We start from the raw sequence: 20,881 nt of genomic DNA on the forward strand, positions 1-20,881 counted from the left end.
CGGCTTTCTCCTCAACGGTTCGCCACGGGGTACACGCCCTGCGGGCGCCACAGCAGCACGGCCACCATGAGGAAGATGCTCGCGAACTGCGTGAGCGTGGGCAGCAGGAAACCGATGTAGTTGGTCATCAGCCCCACCAGCAGCGCACCCAGCAGCGCACCGCCGGTCGAGCCCAGCCCGCCGATGATGATCACGATGAAGATCAGCACGTTGACCTGCGCGCCCATCTGCGGCACGAGGTTCTGCTGGAACAGGCCCCACATCACGCCACCCAGGCCGGCCAGCGCGCTGCCCACCACGAACACGCCCACGAACAGGCGCCCGATGCGGTAGCCCAGCGACTCGACCATTTCGCGGTCCTGCACGCCGGCGCGAATGAGCAGGCCGATCTTGGTGCGCCCCAGCGTCCAGGCGAGCACGCCGAACACCACCACGCCCACGGCCACCGCGAGCAGGCGGTACTTGCTGATGGCCGCATCGCCCACCAGCAGCGAACCGCGCAGCGCCTCGGGCAGCGGCAGCGGAATCTGCGCCGGGCCCCAGATCACCTTGATGAGCTCCTCGCCGATGATCATGCCGCCCATCGTGATGAGGATCTGCTTCAGGTGCTGGCCGTACACCGGCCGCACGATGAAGCGCTCGAAGGCCAGGCCGACGGCGCCGGCCACCGCCATCGCCGCCAGCATGGCCGGGAACACGGCCACGAGGTTGCGCCACAGCTCGCCCGAGCCGGTCCAGTCGCCCATGAGGCCGAGCACGCTGCTGGCCACGAAGGCGCCCAGCGCAATGAACACGCCGTGGCCGAAGTTGAGCACGTCCATCAGGCCGAACACCAGCGTGAGGCCCGAGGCGATGATGAAGATGATCATGCCCATCGCCAGGCCCGCGACGGTGAGCGTGAGCCAGGTCGAGAACGAGCCCGTGAGCGGCAGCGCGACGAGCGCGAGGATGGGGGCAAGAAGCAGGGGCTTCCAGTCGAGGTCGAGTTTCATAGGGCGAGTCCGAGCAGCGATTGCTGCAGTTGCGCGTCGGCGGAGAACGCGGCCATCGAGCCGCTGTGCACCACGCGGCCGTTGTCCATCACCGCGACGGTGTCGCCCAGGCGCTGGGCGAAGTGGATGTTCTGTTCGACCAGCAGGATCGTCACGCCGCTCGCCTTGAGCTCGCCGAAGGCCTCGATCATGTTGTTGATCATCACGGGCGCCAGGCCCTTGCTGGGCTCGTCGATGATGAGCAGCTGGCGTGGCTCGACGATGGCGCGCGACACGGCCAGCATCTGCTTCTGTCCGCCCGACAGCTTGCCGGCCGGGTGGTTCCAGAACTTCTCGACTGCGGGAAAGAGCTTGAAGATCCACTTCAGGCGCGTGTCGTCGATGGCGTCGGCATTCTTCGCGCCGCGCGCGGCCAGCACCATGTTCTCCTTGACCGTGAGGTCGGAAAAGATGCCCATGTTCTCGGGCACGTAGGCCACGCCGAGCTCGGCGATCTGCGGCGTGTGCAGTGCCGTGATGTCCTTGCCGTCGAACTGCACCCTGCCCTGCGACGCAGGCCACAGGCCCATGATGGTGCGCAGCGTGGTGGTCTTGCCCGCGCCGTTGCGGCCCAGCAGCATGGTGAGCTGGCCCCTGGGCACGGCCAGGTCGACGCCGTGCAGGATGTGGTACGCCCCGATGTGCGTCTGCACGCCTTCCAGGGTCAACAGGTTGTCGGCGCTCATGCGGCCTCCTTCGCGATGCCCAGGTAGGCCTCCTGCACGACCGGCGAGGCGATCACCTCGGCCGGTTCGCCGTCGGCCACGAGCGTGCCGTTGTGCAGCACGATGATGCGGTCCGCGAGTTCGCGCACCACGTCCATCTTGTGTTCGACCAGCAGGATGGTCTTGGTCTTGTCCTGCTTGAGCTTGCGGATCAGGTCGAGGATGACGGGCGCCTCGGCCGCGTGCATGCCGGCCGTGGGCTCGTCGAACATGAAGACCTTGGGTTCGAGCGCCATCAAGAGCGCCACCTCGAGCTTGCGCTGGTCGCCGTGCGGCAGGCTGGCCACCGTGGCGTGCGCGCGCGGCGCCAGGGCCACGTCGGCCAGGATCTGCTCCGCGCGCTCGGTCAGCGCCTTGTGATCGCTCCAGATGCTCCACAGGTTGAGCCCGTGGCGGTGCGCGCCGGCACGCGTGGCCTGCACGGCGAGCCGCACGTTCTCCAGCACCGTGAGGTTGGGGAACAGGTTGGTGAGCTGGAACGCGCGCCCCAGCCCGGCGTGGGTGCGCGCCGACGGCGACAGGTGCGACAACGGTTGCCCGTCGAGCGACACCGAGCCGGCCGTGGCCTTGAGCTGCCCGGAGATCAGGTTGAAGTAAGTGGTCTTGCCCGCCCCGTTGGGGCCGACGATGGCCGTCAGCGTGCCTGGCGCGAATGCGCAGCTCACGCTGTTGACGGCCACGTGCCCTCCGAAGCGGATGGTCAGATCCCGGGTCTCAAGCATTGTGGAAAGGTCCTTGCGAATCGAAAAATCAGTGCAGGGTGAACGGCCTCAACAGGTGCCGATCACGTAGTAGTTGGTGCCCGTCTGCTTCAGCGTGGTCATGGCGTAGATGTTCCACAGGCCCATCGACTGGCCGGAGCCGTTGGCATAGGTCAGGCCCCACAGCGCATAGGCGCGCCCGGCGATGGTGTGCGTGTAGTTGCTCGCGGTGTAGCACGTGCCCCCGCCGCCGCCCGACCCCGCCGTGGTCGCGCCCGTGGCAGCCGCCGACATCGCGCCTTCGACGTTGCTCGCGTTCAGCGCGGCCACGGTCCAGCTGTAGCTGGTCGACGCGGCCAGGCCGGTGTCGGTGTAGCTGGTGCCCGTCACCGGCGAGGCGTTGACCTTGCTGCCGCCGCGGTACACGTTGTAACCACTGGCGCCCGAGACGCCGGCCCAGCCGATCACCATGCTGCTGCTGGTCGCGCCCGAGGTGCCCACGCCGGTGGGCGCCGGCAGCCCGCCGCCGCCGGCCGAACCGGTGACGCGGTCGATCATGGCCTTCATGGCGGCCATCTGCGGGCCCGACTTCTTGGCGTAGTTGGCACTGTCGTAGCCCCACCAGTCCCAGCAGCTGTTGGTCGCCGCGGTGCTGGTCTGCGGGTAGACCAGGATGATGTTGTTGGTGTCGGCCCAGCGGTTGTAGCCCGTCTTCTTGACGTACTGGTCGCTCACGTCGGTGTAGTTCTGCTTGCAGCCGTGCAGCACCAGGTGCACGCGGCACGAGGTGGTGGTGCAGGCCTGCGGCACGTAGAGCCAGCCAGTGGCTGCCACGCCGTGGCCGGTGACGAACTCCGACTGGTTGAACTCGGTGAAGGTGCCGCCCAGCGCGCCGTTGTTGCGCGGGTTCAGCGGACCGTACAGCTGCGTGAGGATCTCGCCCGCGAGGTCGAAGCCGCAGTTGTTGATGTACGGCGACGCGGTGGTGCTGCAGGCGCCGCCGTAGTCGTCGGTGACCATCGCATGGCCCGCGCCGAGGTTGTTCTTGTAGACCGTGTTGGCGGCCGGCACGAAGCTCTGGTAATAGGTCTTCAGGTCGTCCATCACCGGCTGCTTGACGGTGTTGTCCGAAGTGCCCGAGAACAGGTAGACCTTGGAGTTGCTGAGGTTCGACACCGGGTCGATCACGCCGCTGGCGGCCCAGCTGTTGGTGGTGCTCACGAGCGTGGAGACCGGGATGCTGGTGCTGTGCGTCATGCAGCGCCCGGTGGCGTTGAGCACCGAGCCTTCGGCGCAGTAGTACGGACCGCCAGCGACCACGCCCGCGCCGCGCTTGAAGGTGGCCGAATACGCCACGTGCAGTTGCACCGCCATGAAGCCGCCGGCCGACAGGCCGGACACGCTCACCTCCGCCGGGTTGGCGCCGAGCGCCGGCAGCGGCACGGCCCCTGTGGCGGCCTGCGCCGCCGCCATGATCACCGCTGCTGCGGCAAACCCCTTCCACATCGCATTCCTTCGCATCGCTGGCATCGCTGTCTCCTATTGGTTTATGTATCGAACGCTTGCTTGCAGACTGACGAATCGACCGAGGAGCGCGACAGCTGGCGCGGACGCAGGCTGGCGCTTCGCCCGGCGGCCATCCGGGGCGAAAAGGGGGCGGCGCCTGCATGCGCGCCGCGGGTTCAGGGGCGATCAGCGCCGTGGTCAGCGCTTATTTTTGATGGGGATGTCCATCTCTTCAGGCTTGATCTCGTGCACCAGCTCCGGCACGCCCCACGCGAACGCGGGGTCGGCCTTGATCTTGAAGTGGTACATCGACTGCATCGCCTGGTGGTCTTCCTTGCGGAAGGTCATCTTGCCCTTGGGCGTGTCGAAGCTCATGCCTTCCATCGTGCTGATGAGCTTGTTGGTGTTGGTGTCGCCGCCCGTCTTCTTCAGCGCCGTCACCACCGCCATCGCGGCCGAGAAACCGCCGGCCGTGAAGAAGTCCGGCGGCGTCTTGAATTCCTTGTAGTGGGCCGCGACCATCGCCTCGTTCACCGGGTTCTTCGGGATGCCGAAGTAATAGTAGGCCGCGCCTTCCATGCCCGGCAGCGACTTGTAGGCTGCCATGGCCGGCAGGATGTTGCCGCCGGTGGCGATCTCGATGCCGTAGCGCTTCAGGTCGAGGTCGACGATCTTGAACGGGTTGCCCGCGCCGGCCCAGACGATCCAGATGATCTTGCGGCCCGGCTGGTCCTTCAGCTTGTCGATCAGGCGCTGCGCACCGGCCGTGAAGTCGGTGGTGGCGGGCGGCAGGTACTCCTCGTGCGCGAGCTTGGCTTTCTTCAGCGCGGCGCCGAAGGCCTTCACGCCGTCGCGGCCGAAGGCGTTGTCCTGTGCGAGCGTGGCGACGGTGACGCCGGCCTTGTCGATGGCCACGGCATTGGAGATGGCGTCCTGGCTGGAGTTGCGGCCGGTGCGGAAGATGTACTTGTTCCACTTGTCGCCGGTGATCGAGTCGGCCACGGCGGGCTCGACGATCAGGATCTTCTTGTATTCCTCGGCCACCGGCAGCATGGCGAGCGCCACGCCCGACGCGGTCGGGCCGACCGCGAGCGCGGCCTTGTCGTCGGAGTACGCGGCGGCCAGCAGCGACTTGCCCAGGTCCGGCTTGCCCTGGTCGTCCTTCTCGAGGACCACGAGCTTCTTGCCGTTGACCATCATCGTGCCGCCGGTGGCGTAGTTCAGGCCCATCATCAGGCCGGTCTGCGTCTGCTTGCCGTAGGCCTCCAGCGCGCCAGTCTTGCTGTAGACGTGGGCGATGCGGATCTCGTTCGATTGGGCCCAGGCGGGCAGGGTGGCGGCTGTGGCGCCGAGGGCGGCCAGTGCGATGAGGTGGCGACGGTGCATGTCTTGTCTCCTGATAAAGGTGACTGAATATTGCACAGTTCGTGCCACCCGCCTAAGCCATTGATAACAAAGGCTTCCTCATTCGGGCATCACCCGTTTCGCCTGATTTCAGTGCATTTGCGTTGTCTTGTTTTCAGACAACTGTCTGTTGATCAGTCAGGGTTTCCCAGCAGAGTCGCGGCGCGCCGCGAGCCAGCTTTCGAACTCGCGTTCGGCCTTCAGCCGCAGCTGGTTGCGCGTGTGGTTGCACACCGCGTGCGCGAGGCGCCGGTGCTTCTGCTGGCGCACGCCGCCCATCGTGGCGTCGAGCAGGTGTTCGATGGTGGCCGACTCGGGCCGCCCGTGTGGCTCGTCGAAGTCCATCGGCAGGCCGCACCAATGGCAGTTCGGGCCGAAGGTGGAACGCAGTGCTTTCACGCTCATGAGAGGCCCATCCCCGTCATGCGCTCGTACAACGTGGCGCGCGAAATGCCCAGCAGCCGCGAGGTCGCGAGCTTGTTGCCTCCGGTGTTTTCAAGCGCGGCAGCAATCGCCTTGCGCTCCAGCTCGGCCACCTGCTGCGACAGTGGCCGCAGCAGTTCCGCCTCCTGGTCGACATCGCGCAGGCTGTGCGAAGTATCGGGCGCCTCGATCTGGTCCAGCCCCGCCTCGCGCAGGATGCGTTCGAGCTGCGCCGCGTCGATGCGCTGCGAGTCGCTGCGCATCGTCACCTGCTCCAGCACGTTGCGCAGCTCGCGGATGTTGCCGCGCCAGTGCTGGCCGGCCAGCAGCGCGAGCGCGTCGGGCGTGAGCTCGGGTGGGGCCTCGCCGCTGCGCAGCGCCATGTCTTCGCCCAGTGCCTCGACCAGCGCCGGGATGTCGCTGCGCCGCTCGCGCAGCGGCGGCACGCGCAGCGGCAGCACGTTGAGGCGGTAGTACAGGTCTTCGCGGAACAGGCCGCGGCGCACCAGCTCGGGCAGGTCGCGCGAGGTGGCGGCGATCACGCGGGCGTCGAAGGGAATCAGCTTGTTGGAGCCCAGCGGTTCGATCTCGCCTTCCTGCAGCGCGCGCAACAGCTTGGCCTGCAGGCCCAGCGGCATGTCGCCGATCTCGTCGAGGAACAGGCTGCCGCCGTCGGCCAGCTTGAACTTGCCTTCGCGCCCCCGCTTGTCGGCGCCAGTGAAGGCGCCGGGGGCGAAGCCGAAGAACTCGGCCTCGAGCAGCGTGTCGGGCACGGCCGCGATGTTGACGCTGACGAACTGGCCCTTGGCGCGCGTGGACGACGCGTGGATCGCGTGCGCCAGCAGCTCCTTGCCGGTGCCGGTCTCGCCCAGCAACAACACCGGGCTGGTGGACTGCGCGGCGCGGCGCGCGTGGCGCTTCACCTCCACGGCCGCCGGGCTGCTGCCGATGAAGCTCGCGAAGGTGTACTTGGAACGGCGCTGGCCGTCGGGTGCGTGCTGGTACAGCGGGTTGTTGCGCTGGCTGGCCAGCTCGCGCCGCGCGTCGTCGAGGTCGCGCTGCAGCAGCGCGAACTTGCTGATGAGCGGCTGCAGCGTGGTCTCGGGCTGGTCGAACAGCACGATGCCGATGGCACCGATGACCTTGCCCAGGCCCTCCCCGTCTGCGCGCTCCTCGCGCAGCGGGATGCGGCTCACGACGAAGGTGCCGGCCTTGTTGGTCAGCAGGTCAATGAGGATCGGCTCGCCGGTGTCGAGCACGCGGCGCATCATGGTGTTGGGAATCACGTCCTCGACCATGTGGCCCATGAATTCGTCGATGGACGAAAAACCCAGCGCCGGCAGGAAACGTCGGTAGCCCTCGTTCACCCAGACGATGCGCCCGCTGCGGTCGACCAGGAACATGCCCTGGCTGATGCTTGAAAACAGATGAAACATCGAGCGCGCGGCGAGCGCGAGGATGCCTTCTGCGTCCAGGGGCAAGGCGGGTGGCGGTGCGGCGGCGGAGGGAGCAACGGGCATGCGCGGATCGTACTGTGTGCGACGCCCTGTCCTGCAGCGCCGGCCCCTCCCGAGCCCTCGACATGCAACCAAAAACAAAAGCCTTCAGCAAGCCTTAAGTAAATCAATCGTTTGATTTCAATCATGCTTTAATCGCGCCGATGAACGCCCGGGACCCCCTCACGCCAGCCCCCACGCCGCCGCCGCGCCGCGCCCCCCGCAGCGACGGCGCCGAGGCGCGCCACCGCCTGCTGCACACCGCGCTGCGGCTGTTCGCCCAGAACGGCTTCGCCAAGACCTCGATCCGCGAGATCGCGCGCGAGGCCGGGGTGAACGTGTCGGCCATCAGCTACTACTTCGGCGACAAGGAGGGGCTGTACTCCGCCACCTTCAACGAGCCGATGGGCAGCGATTCGAACGACCTCGTGGTCGCCTGCAGCATGCCCGGCCAATCGCTCGAGGACACGCTGCGCATCTGCATGGCGACCATGATCGATCCGCTCAAGCAGGGCGAGATCGTGCGCCAGTGCATCCAGCTGCACATGCGCGAGATGCTGGAGCCCACCAGCCAGTGGGCCAAGGAACTGGAACGCGACATCAAGGGCCCGCACCGCGCCATCGTCGAGCTGCTGTGCCGCCACCTGCAGGTGGCGCGCGCCGACGACGACATCCACCGCCTGACCTTCGCGATCACGGGGCTGCCCATGCAGTTGTACGTGAGCCAGGATTTCATCGAGGCCCTGCGCCCGTCGCTGCTGCGCACGCCGCGCGCCATCGACACCTGGGCCGATCGGCTCACGGGCTACGCGATGGCGCTGGTCCAGGCCGAAACCGCACGCCGCCGCCAGGTGGCCGCCGAGCAAAGAAAGAAGCCATGAGACGACTCCGACGAATTGCCCTTGTTCTGAGCCTGCCGGTGAGCCTTGGCCTGGCAGGCTGCGGCCTCACGCGTCCGCCCGCCACGGTGCAGGCGCCCTTCCCCGCGCAGTGGCATGCGCCCCTGCCCCACGGCGGCTCACTCACAGCGCTGGCCGACTGGTGGCGCCAGCTCGACGACCCGCTGCTGGTCGAGCTGATCGCCGCCGCCGAGACCGCCAGCCCCAACCTCGCGAGCGCCGCCGCGCGCGTGGCCGAGGCGCGTTCCACGCGCGTGCAGGCCGGCGCAGCGCTGCTGCCCAGCCTGGACGGCACGGTGTCGGCCAGCCGCGGCGTCTCGGGCTCGTCGTTCGGATCGGGCGGCGCGCCGTCGTCCGGCAGCAGCACCAGCGCGGGCACCGCCATCGCGCCGGTCACCACGCTGCAGGCCGGCCTGCAGTCCCGGTGGGAGATCGACCTGTTCGGCCGCCTGCGCGCCGACCGCGACGCGGCCCAGCAACGGCTGGACAGCGCCACCGCCAAGTGGCACGACGCCCGTGTCGCCGTGGCGGCCGAAACGGCCAATGCCTACTTCGCCGAGCGCGCCTGCCAGCTGCAGTTGAACGTGTCCGAATCGGATGCGAAATCGCGCGGCGAAACGGCGCGGCTCAACGACCTGTCGGCGCGCGCCGGCTTCACGGCGCCGGCCGATGCGGCCCTCGCGCGTGCCAGCGCCTCCGATGCCTCCGGCCGCCTCACGCAACAGCGCGCCCTGTGCGCGGTGCAGCGCAAGGCGCTGGTCGCGCTCAGCGGGCTCGACGAGCCCACGCTGGCGCAGAAGCTTGCGGCCTCGCCCACGCAGCGTGCGCTGCCCGTGGTCGGCGCCATCGCCAGCGTGCCGGCGCAGGCGCTCTCGCAGCGGCCCGACGTGTACGCCGCCGAACTCGGCGTGGCCTCGGCGAGCGCCGAGGTGGGCTCGGCCGAGGCCGAGCGCTACCCAAAGCTCACGCTGTCGGGCTCGATCGGCCGCATGCAGATCCGCACCAGCGGCTTTCGCGAATCGCTCGACACCTGGACGGTCGGCCCGCTGTCGCTCACCGTGCCGCTGCTCGACGGCGGCGCGCGCGCGGCCAACGCCGAAGCCGCCAAGGCGCGCTACACCGAGGCCGTGTCGCTCTACCGCGCGAACGTGCGCCAGGCGGTGCGCGAGGTCGAGGAAGCGCTGGTGAACCTCGACGCCACCACCGCGCGCAGCACCGACGCGGACACCGCCGTGAAGAACTACCAGGCCTCGTTCGACGCCACCCAGGCCCGCTACAGCAGCGGCCTGGCCAGCCTGTTCGAGCTTGAGGATTCGCGGCGCACGCTGTTCGCCGCGCAGACCGCGCGCGTCTCGCTGCAGCGCGAGAGCACCGAAGCCTGGGTTTCGCTGTACCGCTCGATGGGCGGCGGCTGGAGCCGCCCCGCAGAAGCATCGTCCCCAATGACCACCACCCCGGCCGCCAAGGTCGCGACGTCGCCATGAAAACAATGAAGCGTTCCACCCTTGTCATCGCGCTGCTGGCGCTGATCGTCGTCGTTGCCGCAGGCCTGTGGCTCACGCGCAAGCCGGCCGACGACAAGGCCGCATCGGCCGCCAAGACCCCGGCCCAGCGCCCCGCGCTGACCGTCTCGGTCGCCAGGCCCGAGGCCACCGAACTGACCGTCACGCTGGCGGCCAATGGCAACGTCGCGGCCTGGCAAGAGGCGGTGATCGGCTCCGAATCGAACGGCCTGAAGCTGGCCGAGGTGCGCGTCAACGTGGGCGACACCGTGAAGAAGGGCCAGGTGCTCGCGGTGTTCTCGCCCGAGACGGTGCAGGCCGACATCGCGCAGGCACGTGCCTCGCTCGCCGAGGCCCGCGCCTCGGCCGCCGACGCCGCCGGCAACGCCGCGCGCGCCCGCACGCTGCAGGCCACGGGCGCACTGAGCCAGCAGCAGATCAACCAGTACCAGACCACCGAGCAGACCGCCAAGGCGCGCGCCGAGGCGGCCGAGGCCGTGCTGGCCGCGCAGCAGGTGCGCGGTCGCAACACGCAGGTGCTGGCACCGGACGACGGCGTGATCTCCGCGCGCACCGCCACCGTGGGCAGCGTGGTCGGCGCCGGCACCGAGCTGTTCCGGCTGATCCGCCAGGGCCGGCTCGAATGGCGCGCCGAAGTCACCTCGGCCGAGCTGGGCCGTATCGCCGTGGGCACGCCGGCCTTCGTGGTCAGCGCCAGCGGTGCGCAGGTGAAGGGCAAGGTGCGCAGCATCGCGCCCACGGTCGATCCGCAGACGCGCGCGGCGCTGGTCTACGTCGACCTGCCCAACGTGCAGCAAAACACCGGCGTGAAGGCTGGCATGTTCGCGCGCGGCGACTTCGAGCTGGGCCGCAGTTCCGCACCGACCGTGCCGCAAAGCGCGATCGTGCCGCGCGACGGCTTCAACAACGTCTTCACGCTGCTGCCCGATGGCCGCGTGGCGCAGCTCAAGGTACAGACCGGCCGCCGCCTGAAGGACCGCGTGGAAATCACCAGCGCACTGCCCGAGGGCGTGCAGATCGTGGTGCAGGGTGCGGGCTTCCTCAACGACGGGGACCTGGTGCGCGTGGTGGATGCCATGCCCACCACGGCGGCGCCGGCAGCGGCCACACCGGCGAAGGCGGCGGCATCCGCGCCTTCTCCTAAATAAGCAAGAACAAGGGACACGCCATGAACGTTTCCGCCTGGTCCATACGCAACCCCATTCCGGCGGTGATGCTGTTCGTGCTGCTCACCTTCGGGGGGCTGCTGTCGTTCAACGCCATGAAGGTGCAGAACTTCCCGGACATCGACCTGCCGACCGTCACCGTCTCGGCCTCGCTGCCCGGCGCCGCGCCGTCGCAGCTCGAAACCGACGTCGCGCGCAAGCTCGAGAACTCCATCGCCACCATCCAGGGCCTGAAGCACATCACGACCAAGGTGCAGGACGGCGCCGCCACGCTGATCGTCGAGTTCCGCCTCGAAAAGCCCGTGCAGGAAGCCGTCGACGACGTGCGCTCGGCCGTGCAGAAGGTGCGCGCCGACCTGCCCGCCGACGTGCGCGACCCGGTCGTCACCAAGCTCGACTTCGCGGCCCAGCCGGTGCTGGCCTTCACCATCGCGTCCTCGCGCATGGACAACGAGGCGCTGAGCTGGTTCGTCGACAACGACATCACCAAGAAGCTGCTCGCGCTGCCCGGCGTGGGCGCGGTGAACCGCGTGGGCGGCGTCACGCGCCAGGTGCACATCGACCTCGACCCGGCCAAGCTGCAGGCACTGGGCGCGTCGGCAGCCGACATCTCGCGCCAGCTGCGCCAGGTGCAGACCGAAAGCGCGGGCGGACGCATCGACCTGGGCGGCAGCGAACAGCCGGTGCGCACCATGGCCACCGTGCAGTCGGCCGACCAGCTCGCCGACATGCAGATCGCACTGAGCGACGGCCGCCGCATCCGCCTGGACCAAGTGGCGCGCATCAGCGACACCATCGCCGAGCCGCGCGCCGCCGCGCTGCTCAACGGCAAGCCGGTGGTGGGCTTCGAGGTGGCCCGCAGCCGCGGCGCCAGCGAGGTGGAAGTGGGCCGCGCCATCCAGAAGGCGCTGGCCGATCTGCGCGTGCAGCGCCCCGACATCGAGCTGACCGAGGCCTTCAACTTCGTCGACCCGGTGGAAGAGGAGTACGACGGCTCGCTGCACCTGCTGTACGAGGGCGCCATCCTCGCGGTGATCGTGGTGTGGCTCTTCCTGCGCGACTGGCGCGCCACCTTCGTCTCGGCGGTGGCGCTGCCGATGTCGGTGATTCCGGCCTTCGTCGGCATGCACCTGCTGGGCTTCTCGGTCAACGTGATCTCGCTGCTCGCGCTCTCGCTGGTGGTCGGCATATTGGTCGACGATGCCATCGTGGAGGTCGAGAACATCGTGCGCCACCTGCGCATGGGCAAGTCGCCCTACCAGGCGGCCATGGAGGCGGCCGACGAGATCGGTCTGGCAGTGATTGCCACCACCTTCACGCTGATCGCGGTGTTCCTGCCCACCGCCTTCATGAGCGGCGTGGCCGGCAAGTTCTTCAAGCAGTTCGGCTGGACCGCCTCGCTCGCGGTGTTCGCCTCGCTGGTGGTGGCGCGCGTGCTCACGCCGATGATGGCGGCCTACATCCTCAAGCCCATCGTCGGCGCCGAGAAGGAGCCGGGCTGGCTGCGCTGGTACATGCGTGCCGTGACATGGAGCACGCATCACCGCTTCAAGACGATGGTGCTGGCCACCCTCTTCTTCTTCGGCTCGCTGGCGATGATCCCGCTGCTCAAGACTGGCTTCATCCCGGCCGACGACAACTCGCAGACGCAGGTCTACCTGTCGCTGCCGCCGGGCTCCACACTGGCGCAGACCACGGCCGCGGCCGAGGAAACGCGCCGCCGCGTGATGCAGATCAACCATGTGAAGAGCGTCTACACCACGGTGGCGGGCGGCAGCGCCGGCGGCGACCCGTTCGCGAACTTCGGCACGCCCGAGACGCGCAAGGCCACGCTGACGATCCAGCTCGACCCGCGCGGCGACCGGCCGCGCAAGCAGGTGATCGAGAAAGATATCCGCACCGCGCTCGAAACCCTGCCCGGCGTACGCAGCACCGTGGGCCTGGGCGGCTCGGGCGAGAAGTACATCCTGGTGCTCACGGGCGAAGACCCGGTCGCGCTGTCGGCCGCCGCGGGCGCGGTCGAGAAAGACCTGCGCACCATCCCCGGCCTGGGCAACATCACCTCGACCGCAAGCCTGATCCGCCCCGAGATCGCCGTGCGCCCCGACTTCGCACGCGCCGCCGACCTGGGCGTGACCAGCTCGGCCATCGCCGAGACGCTGCGCGTGGCCACGCTGGGCGACTACGACCAGGCGCTGGCCAAGCTCAACCTCGCGCAGCGGCAGGTGCCGATCGTGGTGAAGCTCGAAGACTCGGCGCGGCAAGACCTCGACCTGATCGGGCGCCTGTCGGTGCCGGGCGCGCGCGGCCCCGTCATGCTGAGCCAGGTGGCCTCGCTCACGATGGAAGGCGGCCCGGCCGTCATCGACCGCTACGACCGCTCGCGCAACGTCAACTTCGAGATCGAGCTGTCGGGCGTGGGCCTGGGCGACGCCAAGACGGCCGTCGAAGGCCTGCCTTCGATCCAGAAGCTGCCGCCCGGCGTGCGCATCGCCGAGGTGGGCGACGCCGAAGTGATGACCGAGCTGTTCGCCAGCTTCGGCCTGGCGATGCTCACGGGCGTGCTGTGCATCTACATCGTCTTGGTGCTGCTGTTCAAGGACTTCCTGCACCCCGTGACCATTCTGTGCGCGCTGCCGCTGGCATTGGGTGGCGCGTTCGTGGGCTTGCTGATCGGGCAGAAGGCACTGTCGATGCCTTCGCTGATCGGCCTGATCATGCTGATGGGCATTGCAACGAAGAACTCCATTCTTCTGGTGGAGTACGCCATCGTGGCGCGCCGCGACCACGGCATGAGCCGCTGGGACGCGCTGCGCGATGCGTGCCACAAGCGGGCGCGGCCCATCATCATGACCACCCTCGCCATGGGCGCAGGCATGCTGCCGATCGCCGTCGGCTTCGGCGCCGCCGACTCGAGCTTCCGCTCGCCGATGGCGATGGCGGTGATCGGCGGGTTGATCACCTCGACCGTGCTGAGCCTGCTGGTAGTGCCGGCGGTGTTCACCTACGTGGACGACATCGAACACTGGATTCGTCGCACCGTGCGCAAGCTGCGCGGTCAGCCGGCCGATCCGCACATCGACGACGACCTGGTGGAGGCGCCGCAGCGCTGAGGTTGCAAGGGCCCCGAAAGCCCCGACCCATGAAAAATGCCGCAGGCACCTGGTGCCTGCGGCATTTTTTTCGGGAAGCTATCGCGCTCAGGCGTCCAGCTGCGCCAACCGTTTCAGCTTGCGTTCGCTCATGCGCTTGGCCAGGCGCGGCAGCACCAGAACGGCGACGATGGCGATGATCACGACGATCGATTCGGGGCGCTGAAAGAACACCACCGGGCTGCCCTGCCCCATCGCGATGGCGTTGCGCAGGTTGGCTTCGGCGAGCGGGCCGAGGATCATGCCGACCACCACGGGGGCGGTCGGGAAGTCGAAGCGGCGCATCACCACGCCCAGCAGGCCGATGCCGAACAGCAGGAACAGGTCGAAGGTGTTCTGGCGCATGCCGTAGGCACCGACGGTCGCGAAGATCAGGATGCCGGCGTACAGCTGCGGCTTCGGGATCTTCAGCAGCTTGACCCACAGGCCCACCATGGGCAGGTTGAGCACCAGCAGCATCAGGTTGCCGATGTACAGCGAGGCGATCAGCGCCCAGACCAGCGCGGCCGAGGTCGTGAACAGCTGCGGGCCCGGCTGGATGCCGTAGTTCTGGAACGCGCCCAGCATGATGGCCGTGGTGTTCGACGTCGGAATGCCCAGCGTGAGCAGCGGGATCAGCGCGGCCGTCACCGTGGCGTTGTTGGCGGCCTCGGGGCCGGCCACGCCTTCGATGGCGCCGGTGGTGCCGAACTCGGCCTTGGCATCGGCGTCCTTGGCGAGCTTCTTCTCGGTCGCGTAGCTCAGGAAGGTCGGAATCTCGGTGCCGCCGGCCGGAATGCAGCCGAAGGGCGTGCCGATGGCCGCGCCGCGCAGCCAGGCGGGAATCGAGCGCTTCCAGTCACGCCCGGTCATGTGCACGCGGGTCAGCTTGTTCTGGGCGTCGACCACGCGGCCTTCGTACAGGACGGCGTACAGGACCTCGGCCACGGCGAACAGGCCCACCGCCACCAGCACGATCTCGATGCCGTCGAGCAGCTCGGGCATGTTGCCGGTGTAGCGGCCCTGGCCGGTGATCTGGTCCAGGCCCACGCAGCCGATGGCCAAGCCGACGAACAGCGCCGTCATGCCGCGCAGCGTGCTCTTGCCAAGCACCGCGCTCACCGTGGTGAAAGCCAGCAGCATCAGCAGGAAGTATTCGGGTGCCGCGAGCCGCACCGCGTAGTCGGCCACGAAGGGTGCGAACAGCGTGACGACCACGGTGGCGATGGTGCCGGCCACGAAGGAACCGATGGCGGCAGTGGCGAGGGCTGCGCCCGCGCGACCGCTCTTGGCCATCTTGTTGCCCTCCATCGCCGTGACCATGCTGGCGGTTTCGCCGGGGGTGTTCAGCAGGATCGAGGTGGTCGAGCCGCCATACATGGCGCCGTAGTAGATGCCCGAGAAAAAGATCATCGAGGCCGTGATGTCGACCTTGCCGGTGATCGGCAGCAGCATCGCCACCGCCACCGCGGGGCCGATGCCGGGCAGCACGCCCACAGCCGTGCCCAGGGCACAGCCGATGAGGCACCACAGCAGGTTGATGGGGGTGATCGCGGCCGCGAAGCCGGCCATCAGTGCATTGAAGATATCCATGTCGGGGCTCCGCTCAGATCCAGCCGGTGCTGGTGAGACCCGGCAGGCTGATGGCCAGGAACTTGGTGAACAGCCAGAAGACCGGCGCCGAAATCGCCACGCCGGTCACGAAGTCGGTGACCCAGGTGCCCGGCGCATTGACCTTGGCCTGACCCGCGGCGCGGCGCAGGCCCTGCACGGCGAGCAGATAGCACAGTGCGCAGCTCAGGATGAAGCCGATGGTGGTGATGAGCGCCGCGTTGAGCAGCAGGCCCGCCGCCACCCAGATGAAGCCGGGCCAATAGGCCTTGTCGGCGCCCGACGGTGTGTCGAGCTCGCGAAAGCCGCCGCTGTGCGCCTCCCAGGTGATCCACGCGCCGCAGACCATCAGGACGATCGAGACCATCCACGGCAGGAAGTTGGGGCCGACGCCGCCGTAGCCGGCTTCGGAAGAAATGTCGATGGCGCCATAGGCCAGCGCCACGCCGGTCACCAGCACGCCCAGGCCGACAAGGTATTGCGGCCAGCGGGTCGCGCCGGACGTGGCCTCAGCGGAATGCGAGACCGAGGATTCTGGAGTTGTCATTTTTTGCTCCCGCAGTCAGGGGAAAGAGAACTGCCCCCTTCGAGGAACACCGAGGAACCGGCTTTGCCGGGCCTCAGATGTTGCCCCCGGCAGGGGGTTGGCGAAGCGACACGAAGTGCGCGCAGCCTGGGGGCGAGCCAATATCAGATCATTCCCGACTTGGCCATGATGGCGCGCAGGCTGGCGAAGTCGTCGTCGACGAACTTGGCGAACGCGTCGCCCGACAGCACGGCCGGCGTCCAGTCGTTCTTCTTGAGCGACTCGGCCCACGAGGTGCTCTTGAGCGCCGCCAGCACCATGTCGGTCAGCGCCTTGCGCTGCTCGGCCGAGATGCCGGGCGCACCGTACACGCCGCGCCAGTTGCCGATCTCGACGTCGATGCCCTGCTCTTTCAGCGTGGGCACGTTGATGCCCGGCAGGCGCTGGGCGGACGTGACGGCAATGGGCTTCATCTTGCCGGCGGCGATGTACTCGGCGAACTCGCTGTAGCCGCTGCCGCCGATGGTGACGTTGCCGCCCAGGATGGCGGCGGTGGCTTCACCGCCTCCGCGGAACGCCACGTAGTTGATCTTCGACGGGTCGGCGCCGACCTTCTGCGCGATCATGGCCGCGGCGATGTGCTCGGTGGAGCCGCGCGAACCGCCGCCCCACTTCACGCTGCCAGGGTCCTTCTTGAGCTGCTCGACCACGTCCTTCATGGTCTTGAACGGCGAGTTCGACGGCAGCACGAACACGTTGTATTCGGTGGTCAGGCGTGCAATGGGCGTGGCCTGCGACAGGTTGACCGGTGGCTTGCCGGTGATGATGCCGCCCAGCATGACCGAGCCCATGACCATCAGCGCGTTCGGGTCGGCCTTGGAGCCGTTGACGAACTGGGCCAGGCCCAGCGCACCGGCGGCGCCGCCCTTGTTGTCGTAGGCGACGGTGTCGGCCACCTTGGCGTCGGTCAGGGCCTTGCCCAGCGCGCGGCCCGTGGTGTCCCAGCCGCCGCCCGGGTTGGCGGGGATCATCATCTTGACGTTGCCGGCAGCGCGGGCCGACAGCGGCAAGGCACCTGCAGCGGCCAGTGCGGCCAAGGACTTCAAAAAGGTATCGCGACGCATTGTGGATGTCTCCTGAGAACGAGGGAACGGGTAGAACCTGACTTGGACCTGAGCCGCTATCATGCGCCGCCGCGCTGTCAGTTGGCTGTCCACCAGACTGGGGAAAACACCGAAGCAGCACCGACCCACCGATCACGCGCCCTATGAAGCTGCTGCTCGTCGAAGACGACCCCTCGATGCAACTCACCCTCCAGCGCACGCTCGGGCGCCGGCACATCGACGTGCGCATCTGCGGCGACGGCGCGCAGGCCCTCACGCAATGGCGCGCCATCGAGCCCGACGTGGTCGCGCTCGACCTGAGCCTGCCGAACGTCGACGGCCTGCAGGTGCTGGCGCAGGCGCGCGCCGAGGGCCTGCGCACGCCGGTGCTGCTGCTGACCGCGCGCGGCACCGTGGGCGACCGCATCATGGGCCTGAACGCCGGCGCGGACGACTACCTGCCCAAGCCCTTCGACCTGGACGAACTCGAGGCCCGCATCCGCGCGCTGCGTCGGCGCAGCCAGAGCGCCGGACCCGAGGCGGCAATCAATCCGATGGAGGTCGGCGGCCTGCGCTTCGAGCCCGACAACGGTGCCATCTACCACCGCGCCGAACTGCTCGAGGTCACGCCGCGCGAACTCGCGCTGCTCAAGGCACTGATGATGAAGCCCGGCCACGCCGTCACCAAGGAGCGCCTGTTCGAGCTGGTGTTCCCGGGCGAATCCGAGGTGCAGTACGAGGCCATCGAAGTGGTCGTGTACCGCCTGCGCAAGAAGCTGGTGGGCACCGGCACGGTGCTGATGACGATGCGCGGCCTGGGCTATCTCTTGCGGGCCGAGACTTGAGGGCGGCCCTGCGACGCATGATGTCGTCCCTGCGCGCGCGGCTCCTGCTCGGCATCCTGGTGCCGGTGGCGGTGTTCGTCGTGATCAACAGCGTGAGCCTGTACCGCCAGAGCCTGGCGGCCGCCACCACCGCCTACGACCGCACGCTGCTGGCCTCGGCCAAGACCATCGGCGAGCAGCTCGACGTGGAAGGCTACGACGACATGGCGCGGCTGCGCGCGATCGTGCCCTACTCGGCACTCGAAGCCTTCGAGGCCGACAACCGCAGCCGCCTCTTTTATCGCGTGTCGGCGCTCGATGGCGAGATGGTCTCGGGCTTTGCCGAACTGCCGTTCTGGCGCGGCCGCATCCCCGACCGCGGCGCGTATGCGGCACTGGTCGACTTCTACGACGCGGAATTTCGCGATCAGCCGGTGCGCGTGGCCGTGCTGCTGCAGCCCGTCGCCAGCGCGCGCGGGCGCGGCATGGCCGTGGTGCAGGTCGCCGAAACGCTGGAGCTGCGCGAGACGCTCGTGCGCAAGCTGCTGCTCGACATGCTCTGGCGCCAGCTGCTGCTGATGGGCGTGATCGCACTCGTCACCGTGGTCGTGGTGCAGCGCGCCACACGGCCCGTGCGCGAACTCGGCGAGGCCATCGAGCGGCGCCCGGAAGACGACCTCTCGCCCATCGATGCACCCGGTGCGCCCGCCGAGCTGCGCCCGCTGATCGACGCCACCACCGAGGTCATGGGCCGGCTGCAGCGCCTGCTCGACCACCAGAAGCGCTTCGTGCGCGACAGCGCCCATCAGCTGCGCACGCCGCTGGCGGTGCTGAAGGCGCAGGTGCAGTCGGCGCGCCGCGGTGACGTCGCGCCCGAGCAGGCGCTCGGCGAGATCAGCCAGACCGTCGAACGCGCCACCGCGCTGGCCAACCAGATGCTGTCGCTGGCGAAGGTGGAGCAGCTGCGCCAGCAGCCCGAATCGGCAGTGCTCGACCTGGGCGACGCAGTGCGCCACATCGCGCTCGACCTGTCGCCGCTCGTGGCCGACAAGGCGCTCGACTTCGAGCTGGCCACCGACGACGCCGTGACCGTGCGCGCCCACCAGTGGATGCTGCAGGAGCTCACGCGCAACCTGCTGCACAACGCGATCAAGCACAGCCCCGTGGGTGCGCCGCTCGCGGTGAGCGTGCGCGCCGAGGGCGACGAAGCCGTGCTCACCGTGCGCGACGACGGCCCGGGCATTTCGAGCGAGCTGCGCCAGCGCCTGTTCGCGCCGTTCGCGGCGGGCGACACCTCGAGCGGCTCCGGCCTGGGCCTGGCAATCTGCCGCGAAATCGTGCTCGCGCTGGGCGGGCGCATCAGCCTGGACAACCGCGCCGCGCCCGCCGCCGGGGGCACCGTGGCCGGGCTCGACGCCGTGGTGCGGCTGCCGCGGTCGCGCCACAATGGCTGACCTTTCTTTTCCGATCTTCATGGACCGTCTGCGCATCGACAAGTGGCTCTGGGCCGCCCGCTTCTTCAAGACCCGTTCGCTGGCCGCGGACGAGATCGGAAAGAACCGCATCCAGGTGAACGGCGACGTCGCCAAGGCCTCGCGCGAGGTCAAGGCCGGCGACACCGTCGCGATGCGCATGGGCCCGCTCACGCGGACCGTGACCGTGCGCGGCCTCAGCGGCCAGCGCGGTCCCGCGCCCATGGCCCAGCAGCTGTACGAGGAAACGCCCGAGAGCCTGGCCGCACAGGCCGCCTTCCGCGAACAGCGCCGCATGGGCAGCGAGCCGGCACTGGCCATCGAGCAAGGCCGCCCGACCAAGCGCGACCGGCGCGAGATCGACGGCGTGCGCCACCAGGCCGAGTGGGACAACCGCTGGAGCGCGTCGATCGACGACAGCAGCGACGGCCATGACGATCACCCGCCTTCACGCGGCCGCCCGCAGCGCTGATTCGCGTACCCTGCGGGCTTCGTTTCTTTTTCAACGGAGCGCCTGCAGATGTCCAAGTTCAAGAAGTACCGCGTCGGCGGCAAGTTCAAGCTCTCGCGCATCGACCCCGACGACACGTCCTTTCTCACGGGCGACGAGGCGGCCGAGCGCGACGCGCTCGATGCGATGTCGCTCGAACTCGACGAGCTGCAGGACCTGCTGCACGCCGAAGGCCGGCGCAAGCTGCTGCTGGTGCTGCAGGGCATGGACACCAGTGGCAAGGACGGCACGGTGCGTTGGGTGTTCTCGCGCACCTCGCCACTGGGCGTGCGGGTGTCGGCCTTCAAGGCGCCGAGCGAAGACGAACGCGCGCGCGACTACCTCTGGCGCTGCCACGCGGTCGTGCCGCGCACCGGCGAGATCATGGTGTGGAACCGCAGCCACTACGAAGACGTGCTGGTGCCCGTGGTCGAGGGCTGGATCGACGAAGCCGAGACGCGCCGCCGCTACGCGCAGATCAACGACTTCGAGCGGCTGCTCACGGAGACCGGCACGGTCGTCGTCAAGTGCATGCTCCACATCGACAAGGACGAGCAGCGCGAACGCCTGCAGGCCCGCATCGACACGCCCGGCAAGCAGTGGAAATTCAGCATGGGCGACCTCGAAGTGCGCACCAAGTGGGCCGCCTACCAGAAGGCCTATCAGTACGCGCTCGACGCCACCTCGACCGAGCATGCGCCGTGGCACGTGATCCCGGCCAACAGCAAGCGGCACCGCAACATGGTGATCGCGCAGCTGCTCGTGAAAACACTGCGCGACATGAAGCTGAAGGCCCCGCCGCCCAGCCCCGCCCTCAAGGGCATGGTCGTGAAGTGAGCCGGCAGCCGGG

The 20,881-nt window shown here is 68.5% G+C and carries 18 protein-coding genes; 8 read left to right on the plus strand and 10 right to left on the minus strand.

All coding sequences use genetic code 11. The annotated features are described in order from the left end of the window. Positions 1–11: 11 nt before the first annotated feature. From ASD34_RS21725 to ASD34_RS21755, 7 genes are all read right to left on the minus strand, one after another. Entirely contained in the window at positions 12–992 is a 981-nt protein-coding gene (locus ASD34_RS21725; RefSeq protein ID WP_056581964.1) for a branched-chain amino acid ABC transporter permease, read from the minus strand. Then, a complete protein-coding gene (locus ASD34_RS21730) occupies positions 989–1,717 on the minus strand; it encodes an ABC transporter ATP-binding protein (RefSeq protein WP_056581967.1) in 729 nt (242 codons plus the stop codon). Before ASD34_RS21730 ends, ASD34_RS21725 begins: the two co-directional genes overlap by 4 nt. Further along, positions 1,714–2,478 (minus strand): ABC transporter ATP-binding protein, encoded by a 765-nt coding sequence (locus tag ASD34_RS21735; RefSeq protein ID WP_056581970.1) that lies wholly within the window; start codon positions 2,476–2,478, stop codon positions 1,714–1,716. The genes ASD34_RS21730 and ASD34_RS21735 overlap by 4 nt, the downstream gene beginning before the upstream one ends. Positions 2,479–2,526: 48 nt before the next feature. Beyond that, positions 2,527–3,987, minus strand: a complete 1,461-nt coding sequence (locus ASD34_RS21740; protein ID WP_082548896.1) for a PHB depolymerase family esterase — start codon at positions 3,985–3,987, stop codon at positions 2,527–2,529. A 174-nt stretch (positions 3,988–4,161) separates the two neighbouring features. Next, a complete protein-coding gene (locus tag ASD34_RS21745) occupies positions 4,162–5,349 on the minus strand; it encodes a substrate-binding domain-containing protein (RefSeq protein ID WP_056581975.1) in 1,188 nt (395 codons plus the stop codon). Between the two features lie 156 nt (positions 5,350–5,505). Further along, entirely contained in the window at positions 5,506–5,772 is a 267-nt protein-coding gene (locus ASD34_RS21750) for a hypothetical protein (RefSeq protein ID WP_056581977.1), read from the minus strand. Then, complete coding sequence (locus ASD34_RS21755) at positions 5,769–7,310, minus strand: sigma-54 interaction domain-containing protein (RefSeq protein WP_056581981.1); 1,542 nt, start codon at positions 7,308–7,310, stop codon at positions 5,769–5,771. The genes ASD34_RS21750 and ASD34_RS21755 overlap by 4 nt, the downstream gene beginning before the upstream one ends. A gap of 140 nt (positions 7,311–7,450) precedes the next feature. On the opposite strand from ASD34_RS21755, the gene ASD34_RS21760 reads away from it, so the two are divergent. The 4 genes from ASD34_RS21760 to ASD34_RS21775 are packed head-to-tail and all read left to right on the plus strand — an operon-like array spanning position 7,451 to position 13,987. Next, the gene (locus tag ASD34_RS21760; RefSeq protein ID WP_056581984.1) at positions 7,451–8,167 is read left to right on the plus strand and encodes a TetR/AcrR family transcriptional regulator; all 717 of its coding nucleotides are present in this window, start codon (positions 7,451–7,453) and stop codon (positions 8,165–8,167) included. After that, positions 8,164–9,669, plus strand: coding sequence for an efflux transporter outer membrane subunit (locus ASD34_RS21765; protein WP_056581986.1), 1,506 nt, complete (start codon positions 8,164–8,166; stop codon positions 9,667–9,669). The genes ASD34_RS21760 and ASD34_RS21765 overlap by 4 nt, the downstream gene beginning before the upstream one ends. After that, entirely contained in the window at positions 9,666–10,856 is a 1,191-nt protein-coding gene (locus ASD34_RS21770; RefSeq protein WP_056581988.1) for an efflux RND transporter periplasmic adaptor subunit, read from the plus strand. The genes ASD34_RS21765 and ASD34_RS21770 overlap by 4 nt, the downstream gene beginning before the upstream one ends. Positions 10,857–10,876: 20 nt before the next feature. Then, entirely contained in the window at positions 10,877–13,987 is a 3,111-nt protein-coding gene (locus tag ASD34_RS21775) for an efflux RND transporter permease subunit (RefSeq protein WP_056581990.1), read from the plus strand. 87 nt (positions 13,988–14,074) lie between these two features. On the opposite strand, the gene ASD34_RS21780 is transcribed toward ASD34_RS21775, so the two are convergent. The 3 genes from ASD34_RS21780 to ASD34_RS21790 all read right to left on the minus strand — a co-directional run bounded on the left by ASD34_RS21780 (position 14,075) and on the right by ASD34_RS21790 (position 17,266). After that, positions 14,075–15,598: a tripartite tricarboxylate transporter permease gene (locus tag ASD34_RS21780; RefSeq protein ID WP_056581992.1), complete on the minus strand. Its 1,524-nt coding sequence runs from the start codon at positions 15,596–15,598 to the stop codon at positions 14,075–14,077. Positions 15,599–15,611: 13 nt separating this feature from the next. Next, entirely contained in the window at positions 15,612–16,163 is a 552-nt protein-coding gene (locus tag ASD34_RS21785) for a tripartite tricarboxylate transporter TctB family protein (RefSeq protein ID WP_056581995.1), read from the minus strand. Positions 16,164–16,306: 143 nt separating this feature from the next. Next, a complete protein-coding gene (locus ASD34_RS21790; RefSeq protein ID WP_056581997.1) occupies positions 16,307–17,266 on the minus strand; it encodes a Bug family tripartite tricarboxylate transporter substrate binding protein in 960 nt (319 codons plus the stop codon). Between the two features lie 143 nt (positions 17,267–17,409). Here ASD34_RS21790 and ASD34_RS21795 point away from each other — a divergent pair, with 143 nt between their 5' ends. Genes ASD34_RS21795 through ASD34_RS21810 form a run of 4 tightly spaced genes read left to right on the plus strand, consistent with a single transcriptional unit; the run spans position 17,410 to position 20,868 of the window. Next, entirely contained in the window at positions 17,410–18,090 is a 681-nt protein-coding gene (locus ASD34_RS21795; RefSeq protein WP_056581998.1) for a response regulator transcription factor, read from the plus strand. A gap of 17 nt (positions 18,091–18,107) precedes the next feature. Beyond that, complete coding sequence (locus tag ASD34_RS21800) at positions 18,108–19,523, plus strand: sensor histidine kinase (RefSeq protein ID WP_200937607.1); 1,416 nt, start codon at positions 18,108–18,110, stop codon at positions 19,521–19,523. Between the two features lie 19 nt (positions 19,524–19,542). Next, positions 19,543–20,013 (plus strand): RNA-binding S4 domain-containing protein, encoded by a 471-nt coding sequence (locus ASD34_RS21805; RefSeq protein WP_082548990.1) that lies wholly within the window; start codon positions 19,543–19,545, stop codon positions 20,011–20,013. Positions 20,014–20,061: 48 nt separating this feature from the next. Continuing rightward, the gene (locus ASD34_RS21810) at positions 20,062–20,868 is read left to right on the plus strand and encodes a PPK2 family polyphosphate kinase (protein WP_056582002.1); all 807 of its coding nucleotides are present in this window, start codon (positions 20,062–20,064) and stop codon (positions 20,866–20,868) included. Positions 20,869–20,881 lie beyond the last annotated feature (13 nt).

Origin of the sequence: Variovorax sp. Root473, assembly GCF_001426505.1 — a bacterium.
In the GTDB taxonomy this organism is placed as follows: Bacteria; Pseudomonadota; Gammaproteobacteria; order Burkholderiales; family Burkholderiaceae_C; genus Variovorax.